This window comes from Camelimonas abortus, from assembly GCF_042432745.1.
GTDB lineage: Bacteria > Pseudomonadota > Alphaproteobacteria > Rhizobiales > Beijerinckiaceae > Camelimonas > Camelimonas abortus.
The window spans coordinates 1675255-1694744 of record NZ_JBHLWR010000006.1 but is presented as its reverse complement, the minus strand read 5'-3'; the positions used below and the strand labels follow the sequence as shown (position 1 = coordinate 1694744).

The following is a 19490-nucleotide window of genomic DNA, read 5'->3' as shown; positions in this document are numbered from 1 at the left end:
CTCACATCACCGCCGAAACAAGGCGCGGGCCGATGTCGAAACCGGCGCCGAGGCCAAAGGCGTGCTCGGCCAGCAGTGTGGCGAACAGCAGGAACAGGTACAGGATCGAGAAGCCGAACAGGGCGTGCTCGGCGCGCGCGGCCGCCTCACCCTCCCGGCGCCGGTACACCTGTACGGCGAGCACGATCATGGCGAGGCCAGAGATCACCGACACCGCCGCATAGACCAGGCCGCCGAGCCCCATGAAGAAGGGCGCGACGCCCACCGGCGCCAGCAGCAGCGTGTAGACGAGGATCTGCCGGCGGGTGGCGTCAGGGCCGGCCACGTTCGGCATCATCGGCACTCCGGCGCGTTCGTAGTCGCTGGCCTTGCTCAGCGCCAGCGCCCAGAAGTGCGGCGGCGTCCACATGAAGATGATCAGGAACAGGATGAAGCTGTCCCAGGTGACCCGGCCGGTGACCGCGGCTTCCGCCACCATGGGCGGGAAGGCGCCCGCCGCGCCGCCGATGACGATGTTCTGCGCCGTCCAGCGCTTCAGCCACATCGAATAGATGACGACGTAGAAGAAGATGGTGAAGGCGAGGAAGGCGGCCGCGAACCAGTTGGCGATGAGGCCGAGGAACGCCACCGAACCCACGGAGAGCGCAAGGCCGAGGGCCAGCGCCTCGCCCGGCTGCACCGCGCCTGCGGGAATCGGGCGCCGGGCCGTGCGCGACATGCGCGCGTCGATGTCCTGGTCCCACCACATGTTGAGCGCGCCGGAGGCGCCGGCGCCGAGGGCGATCAGCCCGAGGGACGCCGCGGCGATGACCGGATGCAGCGAGCCCTTCGCCACCACCATGCCGACAAGGGCGGTGAACACCACGAGGAACATCACCCGCGGCTTGAACAGCTCGAAATAGTCCCGCGGGGCGCCTGCGTAGACGGTGGGATCCGCAGCGCCGGCGCTGCCGTCGGGGGATGCGGGATGGCGCTCGCCGTACATGGTCATCCGGAGTGGTCTTTCACCTGAGCCCGGCTTCGCCGGAGGGCCTGGTCGCGCCTGGCGCCAGGCGGGCGTCAGGAGGCGGCGGGCCGGACGCCTGCGTCCGTGGACGCGCGCGTTCCGGCGCGGCTGTCGCGGTCCCGGGCCGGGGCGCGGAGACGCGGCGGCCCAGGGCCCGGCGCGATTCAGAACCGGTCCGGGTTCTTCTAGCCGCTCGGGGCGTAAACTCAATAGCGGCGGAGGGCGCGCAGAGTGTGGCGTTTTGTCGGACGGGGCCCGCCGCCCGCGGATTTCAAAGCGAAGCCGCCGGCCCAGGGGGCCGGCGGCTCGTGTTCACGTCATCGCGTTCCGCAGCTTCAGTGGCTGTCCGAGCCGGTGATGCGCGGCAGCTTCTCGAACTGGTGGAACGGAGGCGGCGAGGACAGCGTCCACTCCAGGGTCGGCGAGCCCATGCCCCACGGATCGTTCGCGGCCCGTTCCTTGCGGCGCATCGCGACGAACACGCCGTAGAAGAAGATCAGCAGGCTGAAGGCGAAGATGTAGGAGCCGTAGGACGAGATCTTGTGCCAGCCGGCGTAGGCGTCCGGATAGTCCACATAGTGGCGCGGCATGCCGGCGAGGCCCAGGAAGTGCATCGGGAAGAACAGGACGTTCGCGCCGATGAAGGCCACCCAGAAGTGCAGCTTGCCGATCCAGTCCGGCACGATGTAGCCGAACATCTTCGGGAACCAGTAGTACCAGGCCGCGAAGATGGCGAACACCGCGCCCAGCGACAGCACGTAGTGGAAGTGGGCGATCACGTAATAGGTGTTGTGCAGGGCGCGGTCGATGCCGGCGTTGGCCAGCACCACGCCGGTGACGCCGCCGATGGTGAACAGGCCGACGAAGCCCACGGCCCACAGCATCGGGGCGGTCATGCGGATGGAGCCGCCCCACATGGTGGCGATCCACGAGAACACCTTGATGCCGGTCGGCACGGCGATGACCATCGTGGCGAACACGAAGTAACGCTGCGTGTCGAGCGACAGGCCGACCGTGTACATGTGGTGGGCCCAGACGATGAAGCCGACCACGCCGATCGCGACCATGGCGTAGGCCATGCCCAGGTAGCCGAAGATCGGCTTGCGGGAGAAGGTCGAGATGATGTGGCTGATCACGCCGAAGGCCGGCAGGATCATGATGTACACTTCGGGGTGGCCGAAGAACCAGAACAGGTGCTGGTAGAGCACCGGGTCGCCGCCGCCGGCCGGGTCGAAGAAGGTGGTGCCGAAGTTGCGGTCGGTCAGCAGCATGGTCAGCGCGCCGGCGAACACCGGCAGCGAGATCAGCAGCAGGAACGCCGTCACCAGCATGCCCCAGGCGAACAGCGGCATCTTGTGCAGCGTCATGCCCGGCGCGCGCATGTTCAGGATGGTGGTGATGAAGTTGATCGCGCCGAGGATCGACGAGGCGCCGGCCACGTGCAGGGCGAAGATGCCGAAGTCAACGGCCGGGCCCGGGTGACCGCTGGTCGACAGCGGCGGATAGGCCATCCAGCCGCCGCCGAAGCCGGTGCTTCCGGGCGCGCCGGGGACGAACAGCGAGATCACCAGCAGCAGGAAGGCGGCGACGGTCAGCCACAGCGAAATGTTGTTCAGGCGCGGGAAGGCCATGTCCGGCGCGCCGATCATGATCGGGATGAACCAGTTGCCGAAGCCGCCGATCAGCGCGGGCATGACCACGAAGAACACCATGATCAGGCCGTGACCGGTGACGACCACGTTGAAGGCCTGACCGTTGGCGAAATACTGCAGGCCCGGCTCCTGCAGCTCAAGGCGCATGAGAATCGACAGGAAGCCGCCGATGATCCCCGCCATGAGGGCGGAGAACAGGTACATCGTGCCGATGTCCTTGTGGTTGGTCGAGAACAGCCAGCGCCGCAGACCCCTCGGATGGTCTGCGTGGGCGTCGTGGCCCGCTGTGGTGGATGAAGCCATAATTCAGCTCCTGATACGGTTCGCCTGCAGGGGGCGCCGGGGGCGCGGTCCCTGCGGTCAGGAAATAACGGCGTCGCCGGCGGGGGCCGCCGGCGGACGGATGGTCATCAGCGGACCGCCGCGGCCGCCGGCGCGTCAGCCGCGGCGGAGGCGAGACGCGCGCCGCTGTTGGAGGCGAACTTCGCCTTCGCTTCCTGCAGCCACTTCTTGTAGGCGTCCTCGCTCACGATGCGGATCGCGACCGGCATGAACGCATGGTTCTGGCCGCAGATCAGCGAGCACTGGCCATAGAACACGCCTTCCTTCTCGGCGCGGAACCAGGTCTCGTTCAGGCGGCCGGGGATGGCGTCGATCTTCACGCCGAAGGACGGCACGGCGAAGGCGTGGATGACGTCCGAAGCCGTGACCTGGACGCGGATGGTCTTGTTGACGGGGAGCACCACCTCGTTGTCGACGGCCAGCAGGCGCGGCTCCTTGTCCTGCGCCATGTTGCTGTCGAACGAGAAACCGCCCTGATCCTCGGGATACTCATACGACCAGTACCACTGGTGGCCGGTCGCCTTGATCACCACGTCGGCCTGCGGCAGCGTCAGCTGGTCCTTGAGCAGACGGAACGAGGGAACGGCGATCACCACCAGGATCAGCACGGGGATGATGGTCCAGATGACCTCGACCAGCGTGTTGTGGCTGGTGCGCGAGGGGTTCGGGTTGCGCTTCTCGCGGAAGCGGAAGACCACCCAGAACATCAGCGCCAGCACCAGCAGCACGATGCAGGTGATGATCGCCAGCAGCAGGTCGTGGAACGAGTGCATCGCGTGGGCGATGGGCGTCACCGGCGTCTGAAGGCCCATCTCCCACGGGGTGGGCTGACCCTCGCCAGCCATTACATTGCCTGTCGCGGCGGCCAGAACGCCGCTTGCCGCCACAAGCCTGAGGGGCAACGTTTTCATTAGCATCAGAGAATCGGAGCTCCCGTACTCGCTAGGCAAATTTTTCTTGTGACGCGGCGCTGCGTCAGGACATGCTCGCGCACGGGCCTGCGCCACAAGCCTGCCACGTTGCCTGTGAAAGACCACAATGTGGCGGAGGGCGCAATGTTCGGCCCCCGTCCCGGTATGCGGCATTTGTGCACAAGAATAGTTCCAGAGAGGCTCCCGGCAACGGTTTTCGCCCTGATCCGGCCGCGCCGCGGCGTTTTTCTTGACAGGGACTTAACCAGATGGCCCAAACGGATGCGGCGACCCGCCGCCCTGAAAACGGGCGAAAATGCGGCGGCCGCCGGACCGGGGCGCACAGCAGAGGTTCAGGATGACGGACGCCTTCGTCGCGCAGCGCGGCTCCAGCCGTGCATCTTCGGGGCAGCACGGCTCCAGCCGTGCAACGTCGGGGCGGTACGGCGCCAGCCGTGTCGCGCCGGCATGGAATCAGCTTCGGCGCGCGGCGCGCGCCATCACGGCCGCTGCTTTCGCGACGGCGGCGACGCTCGCCCCCGGGGGCGCCGACGCCCAGGGCGTGGTGCGCGAAACCTTCAACGACTGGCAGTTGCGCTGCGAGAAGCCCGCCGGCGCCGCCGCCGAACATTGCGCCCTGGTGCAGAACGTCGCCGCCGCCGACCGGCCCAACGTGACGCTGCTGGTCATTATTCTTGACACCGCCGACGGCAAGGGCCGCCTGTTGCGCGTGCTGGCCCCGCTCGGCGTGTTGCTGCCGGCCGGCCTTGGCCTGAAAATCGACCAGACCGACATCGGCCGCGCCGGCTTCGTGCGCTGCCTGCCCACCGGCTGCGTCGCCGAGGTGGTGATGGACGACAGTCTCACCAGCCGGCTGAAGGAGGGCAAGGTCGCCACCTTCGTGGTGTTCCAGACGCCGGAGGAAGGCATCGGCGTGCCGGTGACGCTGGAGGGACTGGACCGGGGCCTCGCGGCCCTCAAATGACGGATACGGATGGAGCCGAGATGTCGACGATGGTTTGCGCGCCGCGCCGCGGCGGGGCCCTGTTTTCCGCGCCGGCCGGCCGCGCCGGCGCCGCCAGGCGGCTGAAATGGCGCATGGCGGCAGGCCTGTGCGCGGCGCTGCTGGCGGGCGCCGCGCCGGCGCAGGCGGACGTGCTGCGCGACCTGCTGGGCGTCAATCCCTTCAAGAAGCAGGAGGACGGCCTGCGCGAAGGCGTGTGGGTCGACGACCCCGGCGACGACATCCACTGCCCGCGCGTGGACGTGATCGAAGGCGCAGCCTATGTGCGCCGCGGCGAGGGCGCCGGGCTTTCCTACCAGCTCTCTTTCGGCGAGCTTTCACGTGAGTGCGTCCGCACGCCGGACGGCCGCGTCGTCGCCAATGTGGGCGTCGACGTGCGCGCCGTGCTCGGCCCTGCGGGCCGGCCGGGCGTGTTCTCCTCGCCGCTCACCATCCGCGTGATGCGCGGCGACGCCGTGCTGCACCGCCTCACCCGCCAGGTGAAGGTCGCCGTTCCGGCCGGCGAGGGCAACGGCATGGCCGCGGTGATCGAGCAGGGCGTGCCGCTGCCGGAGGACACCCACGGCGTCCTGATCGAGGTGGGCTTCGGCGGCGGCCCTGCTTCCGGGGCGAAGACGCGCCGCAACCGCTGAAGCCCCGTCGCCGCGCCGGCCGCCCTGCGGCTCCAGGTCGCGCGGCGCGACCTCCTGCGGCGCGACGCCCGTGAGACGCAGGCGCGCCTGGCCGGAAGGCCTGGCGCGCGGCGATTGACAGGCGGGCCGGCCGGCGACAGACTTTCCGGCAGGCTCAAGATCCCCGCGGGAGAGACCGGCCGGGGCGACCGTCGCAAGGCCGTCGCCGCGCCGCCGGCGCCGAAGGCGCAACCGCCCCGGAAACGCTCAGGCAAAAGGACCGCGCGGGAGTTGCCGATCTGGAAAGCGGATGGCCGCAGGCCGTCCCACCGAAGGGCGTAACCCGGGTCCGCGCGGCGCCGCAACCGTCCGCGGGCCGGCCGCGCAGGCGGCTTCCGGCCAGGGCGCCGGGCGGGGAAATCTCTCAGGTTCACGGACAGATGGGGCGCACGGTTCGCACGCCGCGAAGCCGCGCCCTGCTGTCCGCCGCCGGAACGCCGGTCCGGGAACCCGAGAGGCCACATGAGCCAGACGCCAGCCGATTCCCAATCCGCCGACGCGCAGCTGCTGCGCACCCCGCTGCATGGGCGGCACGTCGCCCTCGGCGCGCGCATGGTCCCCTTCGCCGGCTACGACATGCCGGTGCAATACGCGGGGATCATCGCCGAGCACCTGCACACGCGCGCCCACGCCGGGCTGTTCGACGTGTCGCACATGGGTCAGGGCTGGATCGCCGGCCCTGACCATGAAACCACGGCGCGCGCCCTGGAGACGCTGGTTCCGGGCGACATCCTCGGCCTGAAGCCGGGCCAGCAGCGCTACACCCTGCTGCTCAACGCCCAGGGCGGCGTGCTCGACGACCTGATGGTCGCCCGCCCGGCGGCCCCGGGCCTCGACGGACGGCTGATGCTGGTGGTCAACGCCGCATGCAGGGAGGCCGACTGGCTGCACCTGTCCGGCAACCTGCCCGCGGGCGTGCGCGTGGAGCCGGAGACCGGCCGGGCGCTGCTGGCCCTGCAGGGGCCGGAGGCGGCGCAGGTCATGGCCCGTCTCGCTCCGGCGGCGGAGGGGCTGCCCTTCATGGGCGTGATCGACCTTGCGGTGGGCGGGATCGAGGCCAGGGTCAGCCGCTCCGGCTACACCGGCGAGGACGGCTTCGAGATCTCCGTGGCCGCCGCCGACGCCGTCGCCCTGTGGGACCTGCTGCTGGCGCAGCCGGAGGTGAAGCCGGCGGGGCTCGGCGCCCGCGACACGCTCCGCCTTGAGGCGGGGCTGTGCCTGTACGGCCACGACCTCAACCAGGAGACCTCGCCGGTGGAGGCGGGGCTGGCGTGGACGGTTCCGCGCCGGCGCCGGGAGGACATGCGCTTCCCCGGGGCCATCCGCATCACCGGCGAGATCCGCGACGGCGCGCTGCGGCGCAGGGTGGGCCTGCGGCCGCAGGGCCGCGCGCCGGTGCGCGAGGGCGCGCGCATTTTCGACGCGGCGGGCGAGCTGGTCGGCGAGGTCACCTCCGGCGGCTTCGGGCCGTCCGTCGGCGCGCCGGTGGCCATGGGCTACGTCGTCGCCGATTTCGCCCGTCCGGGAACCGCCGTGCAGGTGGAGCTGCGCGGCCGCATGACGCCTGCCGTCGTCGCGCCCCTGCCGTTCACGCCGCACCGCTATCGCCGCTGAGGCATCCGCCGCGCCGCTCCGGCCGCGCCGGCGGCGCCGTCTCACCGCCAGTTCCGCGAAGCAACGGCGCCCGCCGTTCCGGACGCCGTCATTACACGGGAGCGCCACATGGCCGCCACGCGTTACACCAGAGACCACGAATACATCCGCATGGAAGGCGACGTCGGCGTCGTCGGCATCACCGGCTACGCCCAGGAGCAGCTTGGCGACATCGTTTTCGTCGAGCTGCCGGAGACGGGCCGCGCCCTGCGCCAGGGCGACGAGGCCGCGGTGGTGGAGAGCGTCAAGGCGGCGAGCGAGGTCTACGCGCCTGTCTCCGGCGAGGTGGTGGCGGTGAACAGCGACCTGGAGGGCGAGCCCGCCGCCGTCAACGAGGACCCGCTCGGCCGCGGCTGGTTTTTCCGCATGCGCGTCGCCGACCCGGCCGAGCTGGACGGGCTGATGGACGAAGCCGCCTACGACGCCTACGTCGCCACGCTCGGCTGACGCCGCGCTTGCGGCCAGATCACCGGAAAGGTTTCCCGGATGCGATACCTGCCCCTGTCCGGCGCTGACCGGGAGGCGATGCTGAAGCGCATTGGCGTGGACAGCATCGACGCCCTGTATGAGGACGTGCCGCCTGGCCGCCTGCTGCCGGCGGCCCCGGAGGGCCTGCCTTCCCGCATGGGCGAGCTTGCGGTGGAGCGCGAGCTGGGCCGCATGGCGGCCCGCAACGTCGCCGCCGGTTCGGTTCCGTTTTTCCTCGGCGCCGGCGCCTACCGGCACCACATCCCGGCCACGGTGGACCATCTGGTCCAGCGCTCGGAGTTCCTCACCAGCTATACGCCCTACCAGCCGGAGATCGCCCAGGGCACGCTGCAGTGCCTGTTCGAGTTCCAGACCCAGGTGGCGGAGCTCACCGGCATGGAGGTGGCCAACGCCTCCATGTATGACGGCTCCACCGCCTGCGCCGAGGCGGCGCTGATGGCGAGGCGCGTCACGAAGCGCCGCGGCGTCATCCTCTCCGGCGGCCTGCACCCCCATTACGCCGAAGTGACGCGCACCCTCGCCGGCGACGGCGTGACGGCGCTGCCTGCGGACGTGACGGCGCAGGAGGACATCGCCGCCCGGATCACGCCGGACGCCGCCTGCGTGGTGGTGCAGTCGCCGGACGTGTTCGGCAATCTCCGCGATCTCGCCCCCATCGCCGAGGCGGCGCATCGGGCGGGGGCGCTGCTGGTGGCCGTCGTCACCGAGGCGGTGTCCTTCGGTCTGCTGAAATCGCCCGGCTCCCTGGGCGCGGACATCGTCGTCGCCGAGGGCCAGTCGCTCGGCTCCAGCCTGAATTTCGGCGGCCCCCATGTCGGCCTGTTCGCCACGCGCGAGAAATTCGTGCGGCAGATGCCCGGCCGGCTGTGCGGCCAGACCGTGGACGCCGACGGCCGGCGCGGCTTCGTGCTCACCCTGTCGGCGCGCGAGCAGCACATCCGCCGCGAGAAGGCCACCTCCAACATCTGCACCAATTCGGGCCTGTGCGCCCTGGCCTTCTCCATTCACATGACGCTGCTCGGCGGGCGCGGCCTGCGCCGCCTGGCCATGATCAACCACGCCGGCGCGGTGGCGCTGGCGGAGCAGCTGGAGTCCATTCCCGGCGTCGCCGTGCTCAACCGCAGCTTCTTCAACGAATTCACCGTGCGCCTCGCCGGCCGCGACGCCGCGGAGGTGACGGAGCGCCTCGCCGCGCGCGGCGTGCTCGGCGGCGTGCCAGTGTCGCGCCTGCTGCCCCGGGCGGGACTGGACGACCTGCTGCTGGTGGCCGCCACGGAAATGAACGGGGAGGCTGACCGCCGCGCCCTGGCAGACGCCCTGAAGGAGGTGCTGCAATGAACGCCCGCCGAGGTCCTTCCGCGCCCGCCGCCGCCTGCGGCGGGCCGCAGCCCGCCACCTTCACCGGCAACCGCGCCCTGCAGCAGGTGGAGCCGCTGCTGTTCGAGACCGGCTCGTATGACCGCTGCGGCGTCGATCTCGACGGGCCGCCGCCGTTCACGCCGCGCCTCGGCGGCATGGCGGCGGAGGAGCCGGTGAAGCTGCCGGCGCTCTCCGAGCCGGAGACCATGCGCCACTACGTGCGCCTGTCGCAGAAGAACTACAGCATCGATACCGGCATGTTCCCGCTGGGGTCGTGCACCATGAAGCACAACCCGCGCCTCAACGAGAAAGTCGCCCGCCTGCCCGGCTTCGCCGACGTGCATCCCCTGCAGCCGGTCTCCACGGTGCAGGGGGCGCTGGAGGTGATGGAGACCCTGGGCCAGTGGCTGATGACGCTCACCGGCATGCCGGCGGTGGCGCTGTCGGCGAAAGCCGGGGCCCATGGCGAGCTGCTGGGCATGATGGCCATCCGCGCCGCGCTCGCCGCCCGGGGCGAGGCGGCCACGCGCACCGTCGTGCTGGCGCCGGAATCGGCCCATGGCACCAATCCCGCCACGGCGGCCCAGCTCGGCTTCACCGTGCGCGCCGTGCCGGCCGGCCCGGACGGCGCGGTGCGCGCCCGGGACGTGGCGCCGCTGCTGGGGCCCGATGTGGGGGCGATCATGTTCACCAACCCCACAACCTGCGGCCTGTTCGAGCCCGAGATCGAACAGATCGCCCGCCTGGCCCGTGACGCCGGCGCCTATTTCTATTGCGACGGGGCCAATTTCAACGCCATCGTCGGCCGGGTGCGCCCCGGCGACCTGGGCGTCGACGCCATGCACATCAACCTGCACAAGACCTTCTCCACGCCGCACGGCGGCGGCGGGCCGGGGGCTGGGCCGGTGGCGCTGTCGGAGCGGCTGGCGCCGTTCGCGCCGGCGCCGTTCGTGCGCCGGCGCGAGGACGGTTCGCTCACCCTCGTCGAGCACGCCGGCGAGGGCGAGGCGGCCCAGGCGTTCGGGCGGCTCTGCGCTTTCCATGGCCAGATGGGCATGTTCGTGCGGGCGCTGGCCTACATGCTCTCGCATGGCGGCGAGGGGCTCCGCCAGGCTTCGGGCGACGCGGTGCTGGCCGCCAATTATCTGGCCGTCTCGCTCGGGGACGTGCTGTCGGCGCCGTTCGGCTCCCGCCGGTGCATGCATGAGGCGCTGTTCGACGACGCCTGGCTGAAGGGCACGGGAATCACCACCCTCGACGTGGCCAAGGCGCTGATCGACGAAGGCTTTCACCCGATGACCGTCTATTTCCCGCTGGTGGTCTCGGGGGCCATGCTGGTGGAGCCGACGGAGTCGGAGTCCAGGGCCAGCCTCGACCTGTTCATCGCCGCCATGCGCGACCTGGCCATGGCGGCGCGTAACGGCGACGTCGCGCGCTTCACCGGCGCGCCCCGTTACGCGCCCGTGCGCCGTCTCGACGAGACCCGCGCCGCGCGCCAGCCAGTCCTGCGCTGGAAGCCGCCGCAGCCGGTTGCCTGACCGGGGCCGCGGCCGGATATATTGCGAAAGGAAGGGCCGCCCGGTCCGGCGCAGCGCGGGAGCGGGCGCGTCCGCCTGCGCCCCGCCGGGGCCAGAACGCCGGACAACACATGCGACATCAGGGAGAGGACGCAGATGACGGGCATGTCCGCGGGGGAGCTGCTGGAACGCGATTTTGGCCTGATCGCTGATCTCGTGGCGGCGCACGCACGGGAGCGGCCGCAGGCGCGGGCCGTGGCGCATCGCGGCCGCAGCCTGACCTATGGCGAATTCAACGCCCTTGCTGACCGCGTCGCCGCCGCGCTGCAGCGCGAGGGGCTGAAGCAGGGCGACGTCATCGCCATCTGCGCCCTGTCGTCGATTCCCTACGCCGTCACCTTCATCGGCGCGCTGCGCGCCGGCGTGGTGGTGACGCCGCTGGCGCCGTCCTCCACCCGCGAGCAGCTGCAGGGCATGGTGCAGGACGCCGGCGCGCGCCTGTTTTTCGTCGACCAGGACATCGCCGGTTCGCTCGGGCCGTTCGACTGGTTCACCGGCCGCCTCGTGGCGCTGGACGACGCCGCGCCGGGCGCGCCGTGGAGCGGCTGGCTGGCGCAGGAGGGCGCCCGGCCGCAGCCGGTGGAGATTCCGCCGGAGGCGCCGTTCAACATCATCTATTCTTCCGGCACCACCGGCCTGCCCAAGGGCATCGTGCAGTCCCACCGCATGCGCTGGGCCCACGTGCAGCGCGGCGCCAGTTTCGGCTACGGGCCCGAGGCGGTCACCATCGTCTCCACGCCGCTCTATTCCAACACCACGCTGGTGAGCTTCCTGCCCACGCTCACCCTCGGCGGCGCGGTGGTGCTGATGGAGAAATTCGACGCCCGCGGCTTCCTGGAGCTGGCCCAGCAGGAGCGCGCCACCCACGCCATGCTGGTGCCGGTGCAGTACAGGCGCATCATGGCGCTGCCGGACTTCGACAGCTACGACCTCTCGTCCTTCGTCATGAAGTTCTGCACCAGCGCGCCCTTCCACGCCGATCTCAAGGCGGACGTGCTGAAGCGCTGGCCGGGCGGGCTCATCGAATATTACGGAATGACCGAAGGCGGCGGCGGCTGCTCGCTGGTCGCCCACCAGTTCCCGCACAAGCTGCACACCGTGGGCCGCCCCAACGAGGGCCACGTCATCCTGCTGCTGGACGAGAACGGCGATGAGGTTCCGCCCGGCGAGGTCGGCGAGATCGTCGGCTACTCGCCCGCCGCGGTGATGAACGGCTATCACAACCAGCCGGAGAAGACCCGGGAGGCGATCTGGATACATCCGGACGGCCGCCGCTTCATCCGCACCGGCGACGTCGGCCGCTTTGACGAGGATGGCTTCCTGATCCTGATGGACCGCAAGAAGGACATGATCATCAGCGGCGGCTTCAACGTCTATCCCAGCGACATTGAGGCGGTGCTGATGACCCATCCGGACGTCAGCGACGTCGCGGTGGTGGGCGTGCCGTCCGAGGCGTGGGGCGAGACGCCGGTGGCCTTCGTTGTGGCCGCTCCCGGCCGGCGCATCGCGCCGCAGGAGCTGCGCGCCTGGGCCAATGAACGGCTGGGGAAGGTGCAGCGTCTCGCCGGCGTCATGGTGATGGACCAGCTGCCGCGCAGCGCCATCGGCAAGATCCTGAAGCGCGAGCTGCGCGACAGCTGGGCCGCCTCCGGCCAGAAAGTGGCCTGACCCTCGCGCGGATCCGCCGGCCGCAGCCGGCGCCACGGCGACGCCGCCCCCCGGCGGGCGGCGTCCGCCGTCTGGCGCGCCGCCGGCGCATCGCCCCGGCGCGCCGTGTCCTGCCGCGCCGGCCGCCGGCGCTCCCATGGCGGATTTCCGGCGGGCTCCAGGCGGCGCTGCGTCCGGCGTCCGGCCGGGCTCAGGGCGCGCCTGGCGGACCGATGCGCGGCGGCGGCGGCATGTAGAGCGGGCCGGTGCGGAAGCGCGACATGGTTCCCTGCACCGCCATGGTCAGCGTCAGGTCGCCGATGGAGGAGGGGGTGACGATGTCGGCGCGCAGCCGCCCGTAGGTGTAGGCGCCGGAGCCGCCGCGGCTGCCGATCTGCACCCCGGCGCCGACGGTTCCGCCAACATGGATGCAGGAGTCGGAGTTCCTGATCCGGTAAAAGCCGGGGCCGCGCTCCGGGCACGGTTCGGCCCCTAACAGGTCGGGAATGTAGGGCCTGTCCGGAAACGCCCGTCCGGGCGTCGCCGCGGCCAGCCGCGGCAGCTCCGGCGTGGCGGGAACGGGCCGGGTCCAGAACGTGAGCGGCAGCCGGTCCAGCCCGAAGGCGCGCACCACGTCCGGCGTTTCGGCGAGACGGGGCGCGGCGCCGGCATGCTCCTGCTGCAGCCGGGCGAAGGCGGGCGTCGCGGGGCCGGCGGCCTGCTGGCCGGCGGCGCTGCACGGCAGGGCGGCCGTGACGGCCGCAAGGCCGGCGAACAGGGCGGCGGGGCGGAAGACGCCGGAAAAGGCGGCCATGGCTCGTCGTCCTCCTGTAGCGCCGCAGCGCGGCGGGCGAAACATGCGGCGTCGCCCGGCCGGCAGGCGAAGCGGCGCCGTTCATTCCCATACTAGCCTGGAAATTGCGGGACGGCAGCCGCTGTCCGGGGACGGGGCGCGCCCGCGCCGCAGGCAGTTATGCACAGGCCCCCGCCTGGGGGCGGGAGGGAAAAACGGTCATAAATCAGAGGCACGGGAAAAATTTTTGCCCCCGCGGCGATGGCGCCAAAAATAACATGTTGCGCCCTGCCAAACCTGGTCGTATGAATAAGGTACGTTGCAGTATCGGCCTCGGGCGAGGCGGTTGCGGCGGCGGAAGCGCCGGAGAGCGGGCAGGGCGCAAGGGCGTGGCCCGGAAAGATGCGGCCTGCAGGCAAGACCCGCAGAACGGGCGGCCTGACGGGGCGCCCGGCGGAGGGACGATTGGTCCCCGCGGGGGGATGATCCGCGCGGCCAAAAAAAAGGCCACGTCAGGGACGTGGCCGAAAGTCTAGGGAGGAAACGCCCAAGGAGGGCTGCAGCATCGCTGCTGCGCATTCTGTATACGCGTTCCTCCCCGCGGGCGCAAGCATTTTATGGCAGGAAAGCTGTCCTTTTTTCGCCGTGCGCCCATGTGCGCGGCGCATGGGTCGTTGGGCCTGTCACTTTTGCGCCATTTTCGCTTCGCCGTCGCGCCGAATCGGTCCGGCGGGCCGCCGCGCCGGCAGGCGCGGTATCAGCTGCGTTCGCTGCTTCCGTTTCCATTGTCCCGCATGCACAGGTCCACGGGGAGCCGCCGGCGCGCCCGCCCGCTGGCCGGCCCAGGCTGACGGCCGCGCAGGGCCGTGTGGCCGTGCCGTCAGCGCGCCGGCGGGACGCGGGCTACCTCCTGTCACGATGACTGTCCGGTCACGGTGAACGCCGGCCGCCGGCCGTCGGCTCCTGGCCGTCGCCTGGCGAAGAGCGCCGTCCTGTCCGCCGCGCCTGCGCCCTCGCCGGACTGCGGTCCGCGAACGGCCGCGCGCGTCCGCGTTTTTGCGCCATGTCGGCAGGGGAGGGGCGGAGCGGGGCGCTTCCCGATGCCCTGTCGCTGGAAAGGTTTCGCGTCCTGATGAAAACGCCTGCGCGGCGACAGCCAGTCTCGCGCCCGCAGGCGTAATGCCTGGCGCGCATCGTCCCCGGGCGTGAACGGGACAGGGGCGGCCGCGCCCCGGGCCCGCATGCGCCGGCGCCGGAGAAGCGTCGTGGCCCTGGCCATCAGCCTGCCTGCGCCGGAGAAACAGCGGAGGAAGACGCCGGGGCGCCGTCCGTCCCAAAAGAAAAGCCGCCCGGAAACGGGCGGCCTGTCGCATGGCGCAGGCGGGAAGCCGCGGACGGCCGCGGCCGCCGCGTCAGTGGAAGGCGGTGCGGATCTGGCTGACGCCTTCGCGCACCAGCGCGTCGGCGGTCTCGCCGCGGGTGCGGTCGCGCAGGATGACCTCGGAGGCGCGCAGGGCGGCGTCGGCGGCCGCGGCGCGCACCTCGGCGGCGGCGCTGGCCTCGGCCTGGGCGATCTTGGCTTCGGCGGCCGCCTTGCGGGTGGCCACGAAGTCGTCGAGGCGCTGCTGGGCCTCACGGATCACGCGGGCCGCTTCCTCACGGGCGGAGGCGACGATCTCCTCGGCTTCCTTCTCGGCGGCCTTGCGGCGGGCGACATATTCGTCGCGCAGGGCGCGCGCTTCGGCGGCGAGGCGGCGGGCCTCCTCGAGCTCGCTGGCGATGCGTTCGCCGCGCTTGTCGAGCATGGCGCCGACGGCCGCGAAGCCGCCCTTCCACCAGGCCACGCCGAGCAGCACGAAGAAGGATACGGCGACCCAGAATTCGGGCGTATTCAACATCGATTGCACTCCCCAGTAGCGCTGTCGCCGGCCAGGCGGCGGCGTCAGGCGCCCGGAACATGGATTTCAGTTCTCCGCCCGGAAAACTGGCGGCGGGCGCCGGACGCGCCCGCGCTGTCCCGCGTGCGGCCCGCGCGGGATCAGGCCGCGCGGTTGAGGGCGGCCTCCACCTCGGCGCGCTCCGGCGCGACGCCGGTGAGGCGCTCGACGATGGCGCTGGCGGCCTCGGCCGCGATGTCGCGGACATTGGCCATGGCGGCGGCGGCGTTGGCGCGGATGGTCTCCTCGGCGGCCGCGATCTGGGCGGCGAGGTCGGCCTCAAGCGCCTTGCGCTTCGCTTCGAATTCGGCCGCCATTTCGTCACGGGCCTTCTGGGCGATGGCCTGCGCGTTGGCGCGGGCCTCGGCGAGGGCCTTCTCATAGGCGGCGACGGCCTCCTCGGACTCGGCGCGCAGCTTCTGCGCCTCGGCGAGGTCGGCGGTAATCCTGTTCTGACGGTCCTCCATCACCTTCGCGATGCGCGGAAGGGCGATGCGGGACATCAGGAAGTAGAGGACGGCGAAGGAGATCGTCACCCACAGGAGCTGCGACGCGAAAGTCGCGCTCTCGAAGGGCGGAAAAGCCGTCGAGGCGGCGTGGGTAGGGCTAGCCATGCGACCTAATCCTCAGGCGGAACCGGCTGGTTCGCTGCCCCGCGCAGGCGGGATGCGTATCTGCGATGCGTATCGTGGGTCTGGCGGAGCGACGCGGACGCCGCCCTGGTCATCGGCAATGCGCGGGCCAGAGGCTCCCGACGGAATCTCCGGCCAGTCGAACGCATGTCCTGATCCTGGAGGATGTCGTCCGGAGCCGGCGAGGCTGCGGACGACGACCAGGCTCCAACGCGCCAGGCAGACTGGCCCGGAGGGCGGACGCCAGAGGGCCGCCCTCCGACGCTGCGTCAGACAGCGAACAGCAGCAGCAGCGCGATCAGCAGCGAGAAGATGCCCAGAGCTTCAGTCAGGGCGAAGCCAAGGAGCAGCGTGCCCTGCTGGCCGGCGGCGGCCGACGGATTGCGCAGCGCGCCCGACAGGAACTGGCCGAACAGGTTGCCGAGGGCGAGAGCAGCGCCTGCCATGCCGAAGCAAGCGAGACCAGCGCCGATGTACTTGGCTGCAACGGGATCCATTTGAAAACTCCTGGTCGATGAAGTTGGAGAAGCTGGGATCAATGATGGCCCGGATGGAGCGCATCGTTGAGGTAGATCGTTGTCAGGGTGGCAAACACGTAGGCCTGCAGAACCGCGACAAGGAACTCCAGAGCGGTCAGCGCGATCGACAGCGCCAGCGGCAGCGGCGACAGCAGCGCCCATGCGCCGGCGGCGAGCAGCGTGGCCACGAAGCCGGCGAAGATCTTCAGGGCGATGTGGCCCGCGAGCATGTTGGCGAAAAGTCGCACTGACAGGCTGATCGGCCGCGAAACGAACGACACGATCTCAACCGCCACGAGGAGCGGAAGCAGCCAGCCGGGCACGCCCGACGGCACGAACAGGCGCAGGAAACCGAGGCCGTGACGGAAGAACCCGTACAGGATCACGACGCCAATGACCAGGGCCGCAAGCGCAAAGGTGACGATGATGTGGCTGGTGACGGTGAAGGCGTAGGGCACCATGCCGATGAGGTTCAGCACCAGCACGAACATGAAGATCGAGAACACGAAGGGGAAGAACTTCATGCCCTCGGTGCCTGCGCTGCTTCGCACCGTATTGGCCACGAATTCATACAGGCTTTCCACCGCCGACTGCAGACGGCCCGGCACGATGGCCGCGCGCGCGGCCCCGCCGATCATCAGCACGGCGATCAGGGCGACGGCGACCCACATGTAGATGGCGGAGTTCGTCACCGAGATTTCATGGCCGCCGGCGGCGCCGAGCGTCACGATGTTTTTGATCTGGAACTGATGGATCGGATCTGCCATGGCCCCGTCAGGTCCCTTTCCTGTCGCCTCGCAACGCCCCGATGCGCCTCGCGCGGCGAACGGTCCGTTCACTTTGTCAATCGATCAGCGGTGGTTAGCCCATATGGGCCCCTTTCGCCAGACCGCACGGTTGTCGCAAGCCGATTTATCTGGCGCCGTCGTCGTCACCCGCCGACGGCAGCTTCAACTGGCCGGTTGCGCGCATAACATTGTAGACGCCGGTCACAAAGCCCAGCATCAGAAAAACGATCATTCCCCACGGGGACGCGCCGGTGAACTGGTCGAACGACCAGCCGATGAGTCCGCCTGCGGCGACGCCGGCGATGAATTCCGCCGAGAGCCGGAACGCCCGCCCCAGCGCCGACTGGCCGCCCGCCGGGCGTTTCGGCTCCCGGGCCCTGGCCTTCTGCTCCTCCGCCCTGGCGACCTCGTCAAGCCGCGCGCCAAGCCGTTGCATTCGTTGCGCCAGGTCCGCCCCAGGCTGCCCCGGGGCCCCGTCCGTTCCGTTCCTTCCGTCGCCACTGCTCATGGAGAACCTGCTCCTGGTCCGCAAGGCCCTGAGTCCAGATTTCCCCACAAGCCGGCGGCACCATAATTTTTGCCCATTGTGGTGTCAAGGCGAGGCAAATTCGCTTAAATTTATGAAAATAAATACAAATCAGCGTCGCTGCGCCCCGCGCGCCCCGCCGCGTCGCCTTTCCGCGACACTTTCCCGCCCTGGGCGGAACACATTCGCCCGCCCCGGGCGGGACGCGTTCGCGGCGCGGCGCGCCCGCGCCAGGGCGGGTCGCGGCCGGCAGGGAGCGCCGCCGCCCGGCCGCGCCCTCCCGCCGCCAGGCATGATTCCCGGGCAGGGGCGGGGCCTCCGGGCGGCCCTGGCGGGAGCGGCGCGCTGGCGGCCCCGGCGGGGCCTTACCTGCCGAGGACCGGCTCCAGCGCCTTGTCCAGCTCCTCCATGGAGAGCGCGCCGCGATACAGCTTGCCGTTGATGAAGAACGACGGCGTGGCGTTGACGCCGAACTTCGCCCCCTGGTCGCGCACTGCGGTCACGGCGTCGAACAGCTTCTGGTCCTTGAGGCAGGCCTCCACCTTCTCCCGGGTGAAGCCGGCCTGTTTCAGCAGGTCGATGAGGCCGTCGAGCGGTTTCTGGGCGTAGGCCCAGTCCTTCTGGCGCGAGAACAGCAGGTCGGTGACGGGGTAGTATCTGTCGTTGCCCTCGCAGCGCGCCAGCATGAAGCCGGCGGCGGCCAGCGGGTCGAGCGGGAACTCGCGCAGGGTGAAGCGCACCTTGCCGGTGTCCACGTACTTCTTCTTGAACTCCGGCCAGGTTTTTTCGTGAAACTCGGCGCAGTGCGAACAGGTCAGCGACGCGTATTCGATGACATGCGCCTTCGCCGCCTTGTCGCCCAGCGTCACGTCGCCGAGCGGACCTGGCTGCTCCAGCTCCTGGACGCTGACCGGCTGCGCGAGGGCCGGCGCGGCGGCCGCCGCCATGGCGGTGAAGGTCGCGGCGACCGTGAGGTCTAACAGACGACGACGTGTGATCATGCAGTTCTCCTGACCGGATATCCGGCGTTCATGAGCCGGCGCGTCGGCGACGCGCCGGCCGGCCTGTCGCCAGCGCAGGTCGGAAAACTGTCCAGCCTGGCTGGGAGAATCACGCTGTTCCGGCGCAGGGCGCGGCGCCGGCGCCCTGCGCGTGCAGGACGCGCCCGTTCCGGGAACCATGCGTCCGCGCGGATTTCATCTGCGGATCGGGGCGGAATCAAGTCGGCGGCCGGCGCGCGCTGCGCTCCGGCGCTCCTCACCCGCGCCGGTCAAGCACGGCCGCGCCCAGCCGCGCCACCGCCGCGCGCAGCCGCTCGTCGGCGATTGGCGCGGCGAGGTCGGCGGCGCGCCGCAGCGCCTGCGGGTCCGGGGCGCGCGGCGGCGCCGGCTGCGGCTTTGACGGCGCCGGCCCCTGGCGGATGACGATGCGGCCCACGCAGCGCCAGCCGAAATGCTGGTTGATGCGGTCGATGATCACCGGGGCCATGTGCTGCAGCTCGACCGCGAAGGCGCTGCCCGCGCGCACCTCCAGCGTGGCCGGCGAGTCGGCCTCGCCATGGCGGGACTGGCGCGGCCATGAGATGCGCAGCGGGCGGGTGTGGCTGGCGAGCCGCGCGCCGACGATGTCCTCCCACGCCAGCAATATGTCGCTGGCGGCGAAGCCGCGCGCGGCGAGGGCCTGGTCGAGGCACTGGTCAATGAGTTCGGCGAGCGGCTGCGGCTGGAAGTCGCGGGCCGGCTGGCGAGGCTGGCTCATCCGCTCTGCTCTCCCGTGGCTGGTCTGGCGGGCGGGGCGCGCCGCCAGGGGCTGGCGTTTCGCCGCCCGCCTTTTATACCGTCGCCGGCGGCGCGCTCCAAGGCCGGCGGCGCGCCGCAGGCCGCGCGGGCCCGCGCCGCCCGACGGGCTGGCGCCGGCCGCCGCGGAGGGCTAGACCGTGCGGGACAGCGAGAAGGACGACCGTGC

At 70.7% G+C, this 19490-nt stretch carries 18 protein-coding genes and 1 riboswitch; of the genes, 7 read left to right on the top strand and 11 right to left on the bottom strand.

Annotation, left to right across the window (positions count from 1 at the left end; genetic code table 11):
* Position 1: 1 nt before the first annotated feature.
* From ACFFJB_RS09660 to coxB, 3 genes are all read right to left on the bottom strand, one after another.
* On the bottom strand, positions 2 to 991 hold the full coding sequence (locus tag ACFFJB_RS09660; protein ID WP_376831025.1) for a heme o synthase: 990 nt from the start codon (positions 989 to 991) through the stop codon (positions 2 to 4).
* A gap of 350 nt (positions 992 to 1341) precedes the next feature.
* The gene (gene ctaD / locus ACFFJB_RS09655) at positions 1342 to 2961 is read right to left on the bottom strand and encodes a cytochrome c oxidase subunit I (RefSeq protein WP_376831024.1); all 1620 of its coding nucleotides are present in this window, start codon (positions 2959 to 2961) and stop codon (positions 1342 to 1344) included.
* Between the two features lie 107 nt (positions 2962 to 3068).
* Positions 3069 to 3845 (bottom strand): cytochrome c oxidase subunit II, encoded by a 777-nt coding sequence (gene coxB / locus ACFFJB_RS09650; RefSeq protein ID WP_376831022.1) that lies wholly within the window; start codon positions 3843 to 3845, stop codon positions 3069 to 3071.
* Between the two features lie 424 nt (positions 3846 to 4269).
* Between coxB and ACFFJB_RS09645 the strand changes: the two genes are divergently transcribed.
* The 7 genes from ACFFJB_RS09645 to ACFFJB_RS09615 all read left to right on the top strand — a co-directional run bounded on the left by ACFFJB_RS09645 (position 4270) and on the right by ACFFJB_RS09615 (position 12352).
* Entirely contained in the window at positions 4270 to 4896 is a 627-nt protein-coding gene (locus tag ACFFJB_RS09645) for an invasion associated locus B family protein (protein WP_376831020.1), read from the top strand.
* Positions 4897 to 5009: 113 nt separating this feature from the next.
* The gene (locus tag ACFFJB_RS09640) at positions 5010 to 5567 is read left to right on the top strand and encodes a hypothetical protein (protein WP_376831018.1); all 558 of its coding nucleotides are present in this window, start codon (positions 5010 to 5012) and stop codon (positions 5565 to 5567) included.
* Between the two features lie 156 nt (positions 5568 to 5723).
* Positions 5724 to 5839, top strand: a riboswitch (glycine riboswitch).
* A gap of 229 nt (positions 5840 to 6068) precedes the next feature.
* Positions 6069 to 7220 (top strand): glycine cleavage system aminomethyltransferase GcvT, encoded by a 1152-nt coding sequence (gene gcvT / locus ACFFJB_RS09635; RefSeq protein WP_376831016.1) that lies wholly within the window; start codon positions 6069 to 6071, stop codon positions 7218 to 7220.
* Between the two features lie 108 nt (positions 7221 to 7328).
* A complete protein-coding gene (gene gcvH / locus ACFFJB_RS09630) occupies positions 7329 to 7706 on the top strand; it encodes a glycine cleavage system protein GcvH (protein WP_376831014.1) in 378 nt (125 codons plus the stop codon).
* Between the two features lie 39 nt (positions 7707 to 7745).
* On the top strand, positions 7746 to 9086 hold the full coding sequence (gene gcvPA / locus ACFFJB_RS09625) for an aminomethyl-transferring glycine dehydrogenase subunit GcvPA (protein WP_376831012.1): 1341 nt from the start codon (positions 7746 to 7748) through the stop codon (positions 9084 to 9086).
* The gene (gene gcvPB / locus ACFFJB_RS09620; protein WP_376831011.1) at positions 9083 to 10645 is read left to right on the top strand and encodes an aminomethyl-transferring glycine dehydrogenase subunit GcvPB; all 1563 of its coding nucleotides are present in this window, start codon (positions 9083 to 9085) and stop codon (positions 10643 to 10645) included. Before gcvPA ends, gcvPB begins: the two co-directional genes overlap by 4 nt.
* A gap of 135 nt (positions 10646 to 10780) precedes the next feature.
* Positions 10781 to 12352, top strand: coding sequence for a class I adenylate-forming enzyme family protein (locus ACFFJB_RS09615; RefSeq protein WP_376831010.1), 1572 nt, complete (start codon positions 10781 to 10783; stop codon positions 12350 to 12352).
* A gap of 190 nt (positions 12353 to 12542) precedes the next feature.
* Here ACFFJB_RS09615 and ACFFJB_RS09610 read toward each other — a convergent pair whose 3' ends face one another.
* From ACFFJB_RS09610 to ACFFJB_RS09575, 8 genes are all read right to left on the bottom strand, one after another.
* Positions 12543 to 13145, bottom strand: a complete 603-nt coding sequence (locus ACFFJB_RS09610; RefSeq protein WP_376831008.1) for a hypothetical protein — start codon at positions 13143 to 13145, stop codon at positions 12543 to 12545.
* A gap of 1391 nt (positions 13146 to 14536) precedes the next feature.
* On the bottom strand, positions 14537 to 15019 hold the full coding sequence (locus ACFFJB_RS09605) for a F0F1 ATP synthase subunit B family protein (RefSeq protein ID WP_376832627.1): 483 nt from the start codon (positions 15017 to 15019) through the stop codon (positions 14537 to 14539).
* 143 nt (positions 15020 to 15162) lie between these two features.
* A complete protein-coding gene (locus ACFFJB_RS09600) occupies positions 15163 to 15675 on the bottom strand; it encodes a F0F1 ATP synthase subunit B family protein (RefSeq protein WP_376831006.1) in 513 nt (170 codons plus the stop codon).
* Positions 15676 to 15962: 287 nt separating this feature from the next.
* Entirely contained in the window at positions 15963 to 16190 is a 228-nt protein-coding gene (locus ACFFJB_RS09595) for a F0F1 ATP synthase subunit C (RefSeq protein WP_132002207.1), read from the bottom strand.
* A gap of 38 nt (positions 16191 to 16228) precedes the next feature.
* A complete protein-coding gene (locus tag ACFFJB_RS09590; RefSeq protein WP_376831004.1) occupies positions 16229 to 16978 on the bottom strand; it encodes a F0F1 ATP synthase subunit A in 750 nt (249 codons plus the stop codon).
* A 145-nt stretch (positions 16979 to 17123) separates the two neighbouring features.
* Entirely contained in the window at positions 17124 to 17435 is a 312-nt protein-coding gene (locus tag ACFFJB_RS09585; RefSeq protein ID WP_376831002.1) for an AtpZ/AtpI family protein, read from the bottom strand.
* 455 nt (positions 17436 to 17890) lie between these two features.
* The gene (locus ACFFJB_RS09580; RefSeq protein ID WP_376831000.1) at positions 17891 to 18526 is read right to left on the bottom strand and encodes a DsbA family protein; all 636 of its coding nucleotides are present in this window, start codon (positions 18524 to 18526) and stop codon (positions 17891 to 17893) included.
* 256 nt (positions 18527 to 18782) lie between these two features.
* Entirely contained in the window at positions 18783 to 19283 is a 501-nt protein-coding gene (locus ACFFJB_RS09575) for a DUF721 domain-containing protein (RefSeq protein WP_376830998.1), read from the bottom strand.
* Positions 19284 to 19490: the final 207 nt, after the last annotated feature.

Bases quoted from the DNA above. Each gene is read 5' to 3' on its own strand.
- gcvT (WP_376831016.1), top strand. From the start codon at position 6,069: ATGAGCCAGACGCCAGCCGATTCCCAATCCGCCGACGCGCAGCTGCTG.
- coxB (WP_376831022.1), bottom strand. From the start codon at position 3,845: ATGGCTGGCGAGGGTCAGCCCACCCCGTGGGAGATGGGCCTTCAGACG.
- ACFFJB_RS09610 (WP_376831008.1), bottom strand. From the start codon at position 13,145: ATGGCCGCCTTTTCCGGCGTCTTCCGCCCCGCCGCCCTGTTCGCCGGC.
- gcvPB (WP_376831011.1), top strand. From the start codon at position 9,083: ATGAACGCCCGCCGAGGTCCTTCCGCGCCCGCCGCCGCCTGCGGCGGG.
- ACFFJB_RS09645 (WP_376831020.1), top strand. From the start codon at position 4,270: ATGACGGACGCCTTCGTCGCGCAGCGCGGCTCCAGCCGTGCATCTTCG.
- gcvH (WP_376831014.1), top strand. From the start codon at position 7,329: ATGGCCGCCACGCGTTACACCAGAGACCACGAATACATCCGCATGGAA.
- ACFFJB_RS09590 (WP_376831004.1), bottom strand. From the start codon at position 16,978: ATGGCAGATCCGATCCATCAGTTCCAGATCAAAAACATCGTGACGCTC.
- ACFFJB_RS09580 (WP_376831000.1), bottom strand. From the start codon at position 18,526: ATGATCACACGTCGTCGTCTGTTAGACCTCACGGTCGCCGCGACCTTC.
- ACFFJB_RS09585 (WP_376831002.1), bottom strand. From the start codon at position 17,435: ATGCAACGGCTTGGCGCGCGGCTTGACGAGGTCGCCAGGGCGGAGGAG.
- ACFFJB_RS09600 (WP_376831006.1), bottom strand. From the start codon at position 15,675: ATGGCTAGCCCTACCCACGCCGCCTCGACGGCTTTTCCGCCCTTCGAG.
- ACFFJB_RS09640 (WP_376831018.1), top strand. From the start codon at position 5,010: ATGGCGGCAGGCCTGTGCGCGGCGCTGCTGGCGGGCGCCGCGCCGGCG.
- ACFFJB_RS09595 (WP_132002207.1), bottom strand. From the start codon at position 16,190: ATGGATCCCGTTGCAGCCAAGTACATCGGCGCTGGTCTCGCTTGCTTC.
- ACFFJB_RS09615 (WP_376831010.1), top strand. From the start codon at position 10,781: ATGACGGGCATGTCCGCGGGGGAGCTGCTGGAACGCGATTTTGGCCTG.
- ACFFJB_RS09660 (WP_376831025.1), bottom strand. From the start codon at position 991: ATGACCATGTACGGCGAGCGCCATCCCGCATCCCCCGACGGCAGCGCC.
- ACFFJB_RS09575 (WP_376830998.1), bottom strand. From the start codon at position 19,283: ATGAGCCAGCCTCGCCAGCCGGCCCGCGACTTCCAGCCGCAGCCGCTC.
- ctaD (WP_376831024.1), bottom strand. From the start codon at position 2,961: ATGGCTTCATCCACCACAGCGGGCCACGACGCCCACGCAGACCATCCG.
- gcvPA (WP_376831012.1), top strand. From the start codon at position 7,746: ATGCGATACCTGCCCCTGTCCGGCGCTGACCGGGAGGCGATGCTGAAG.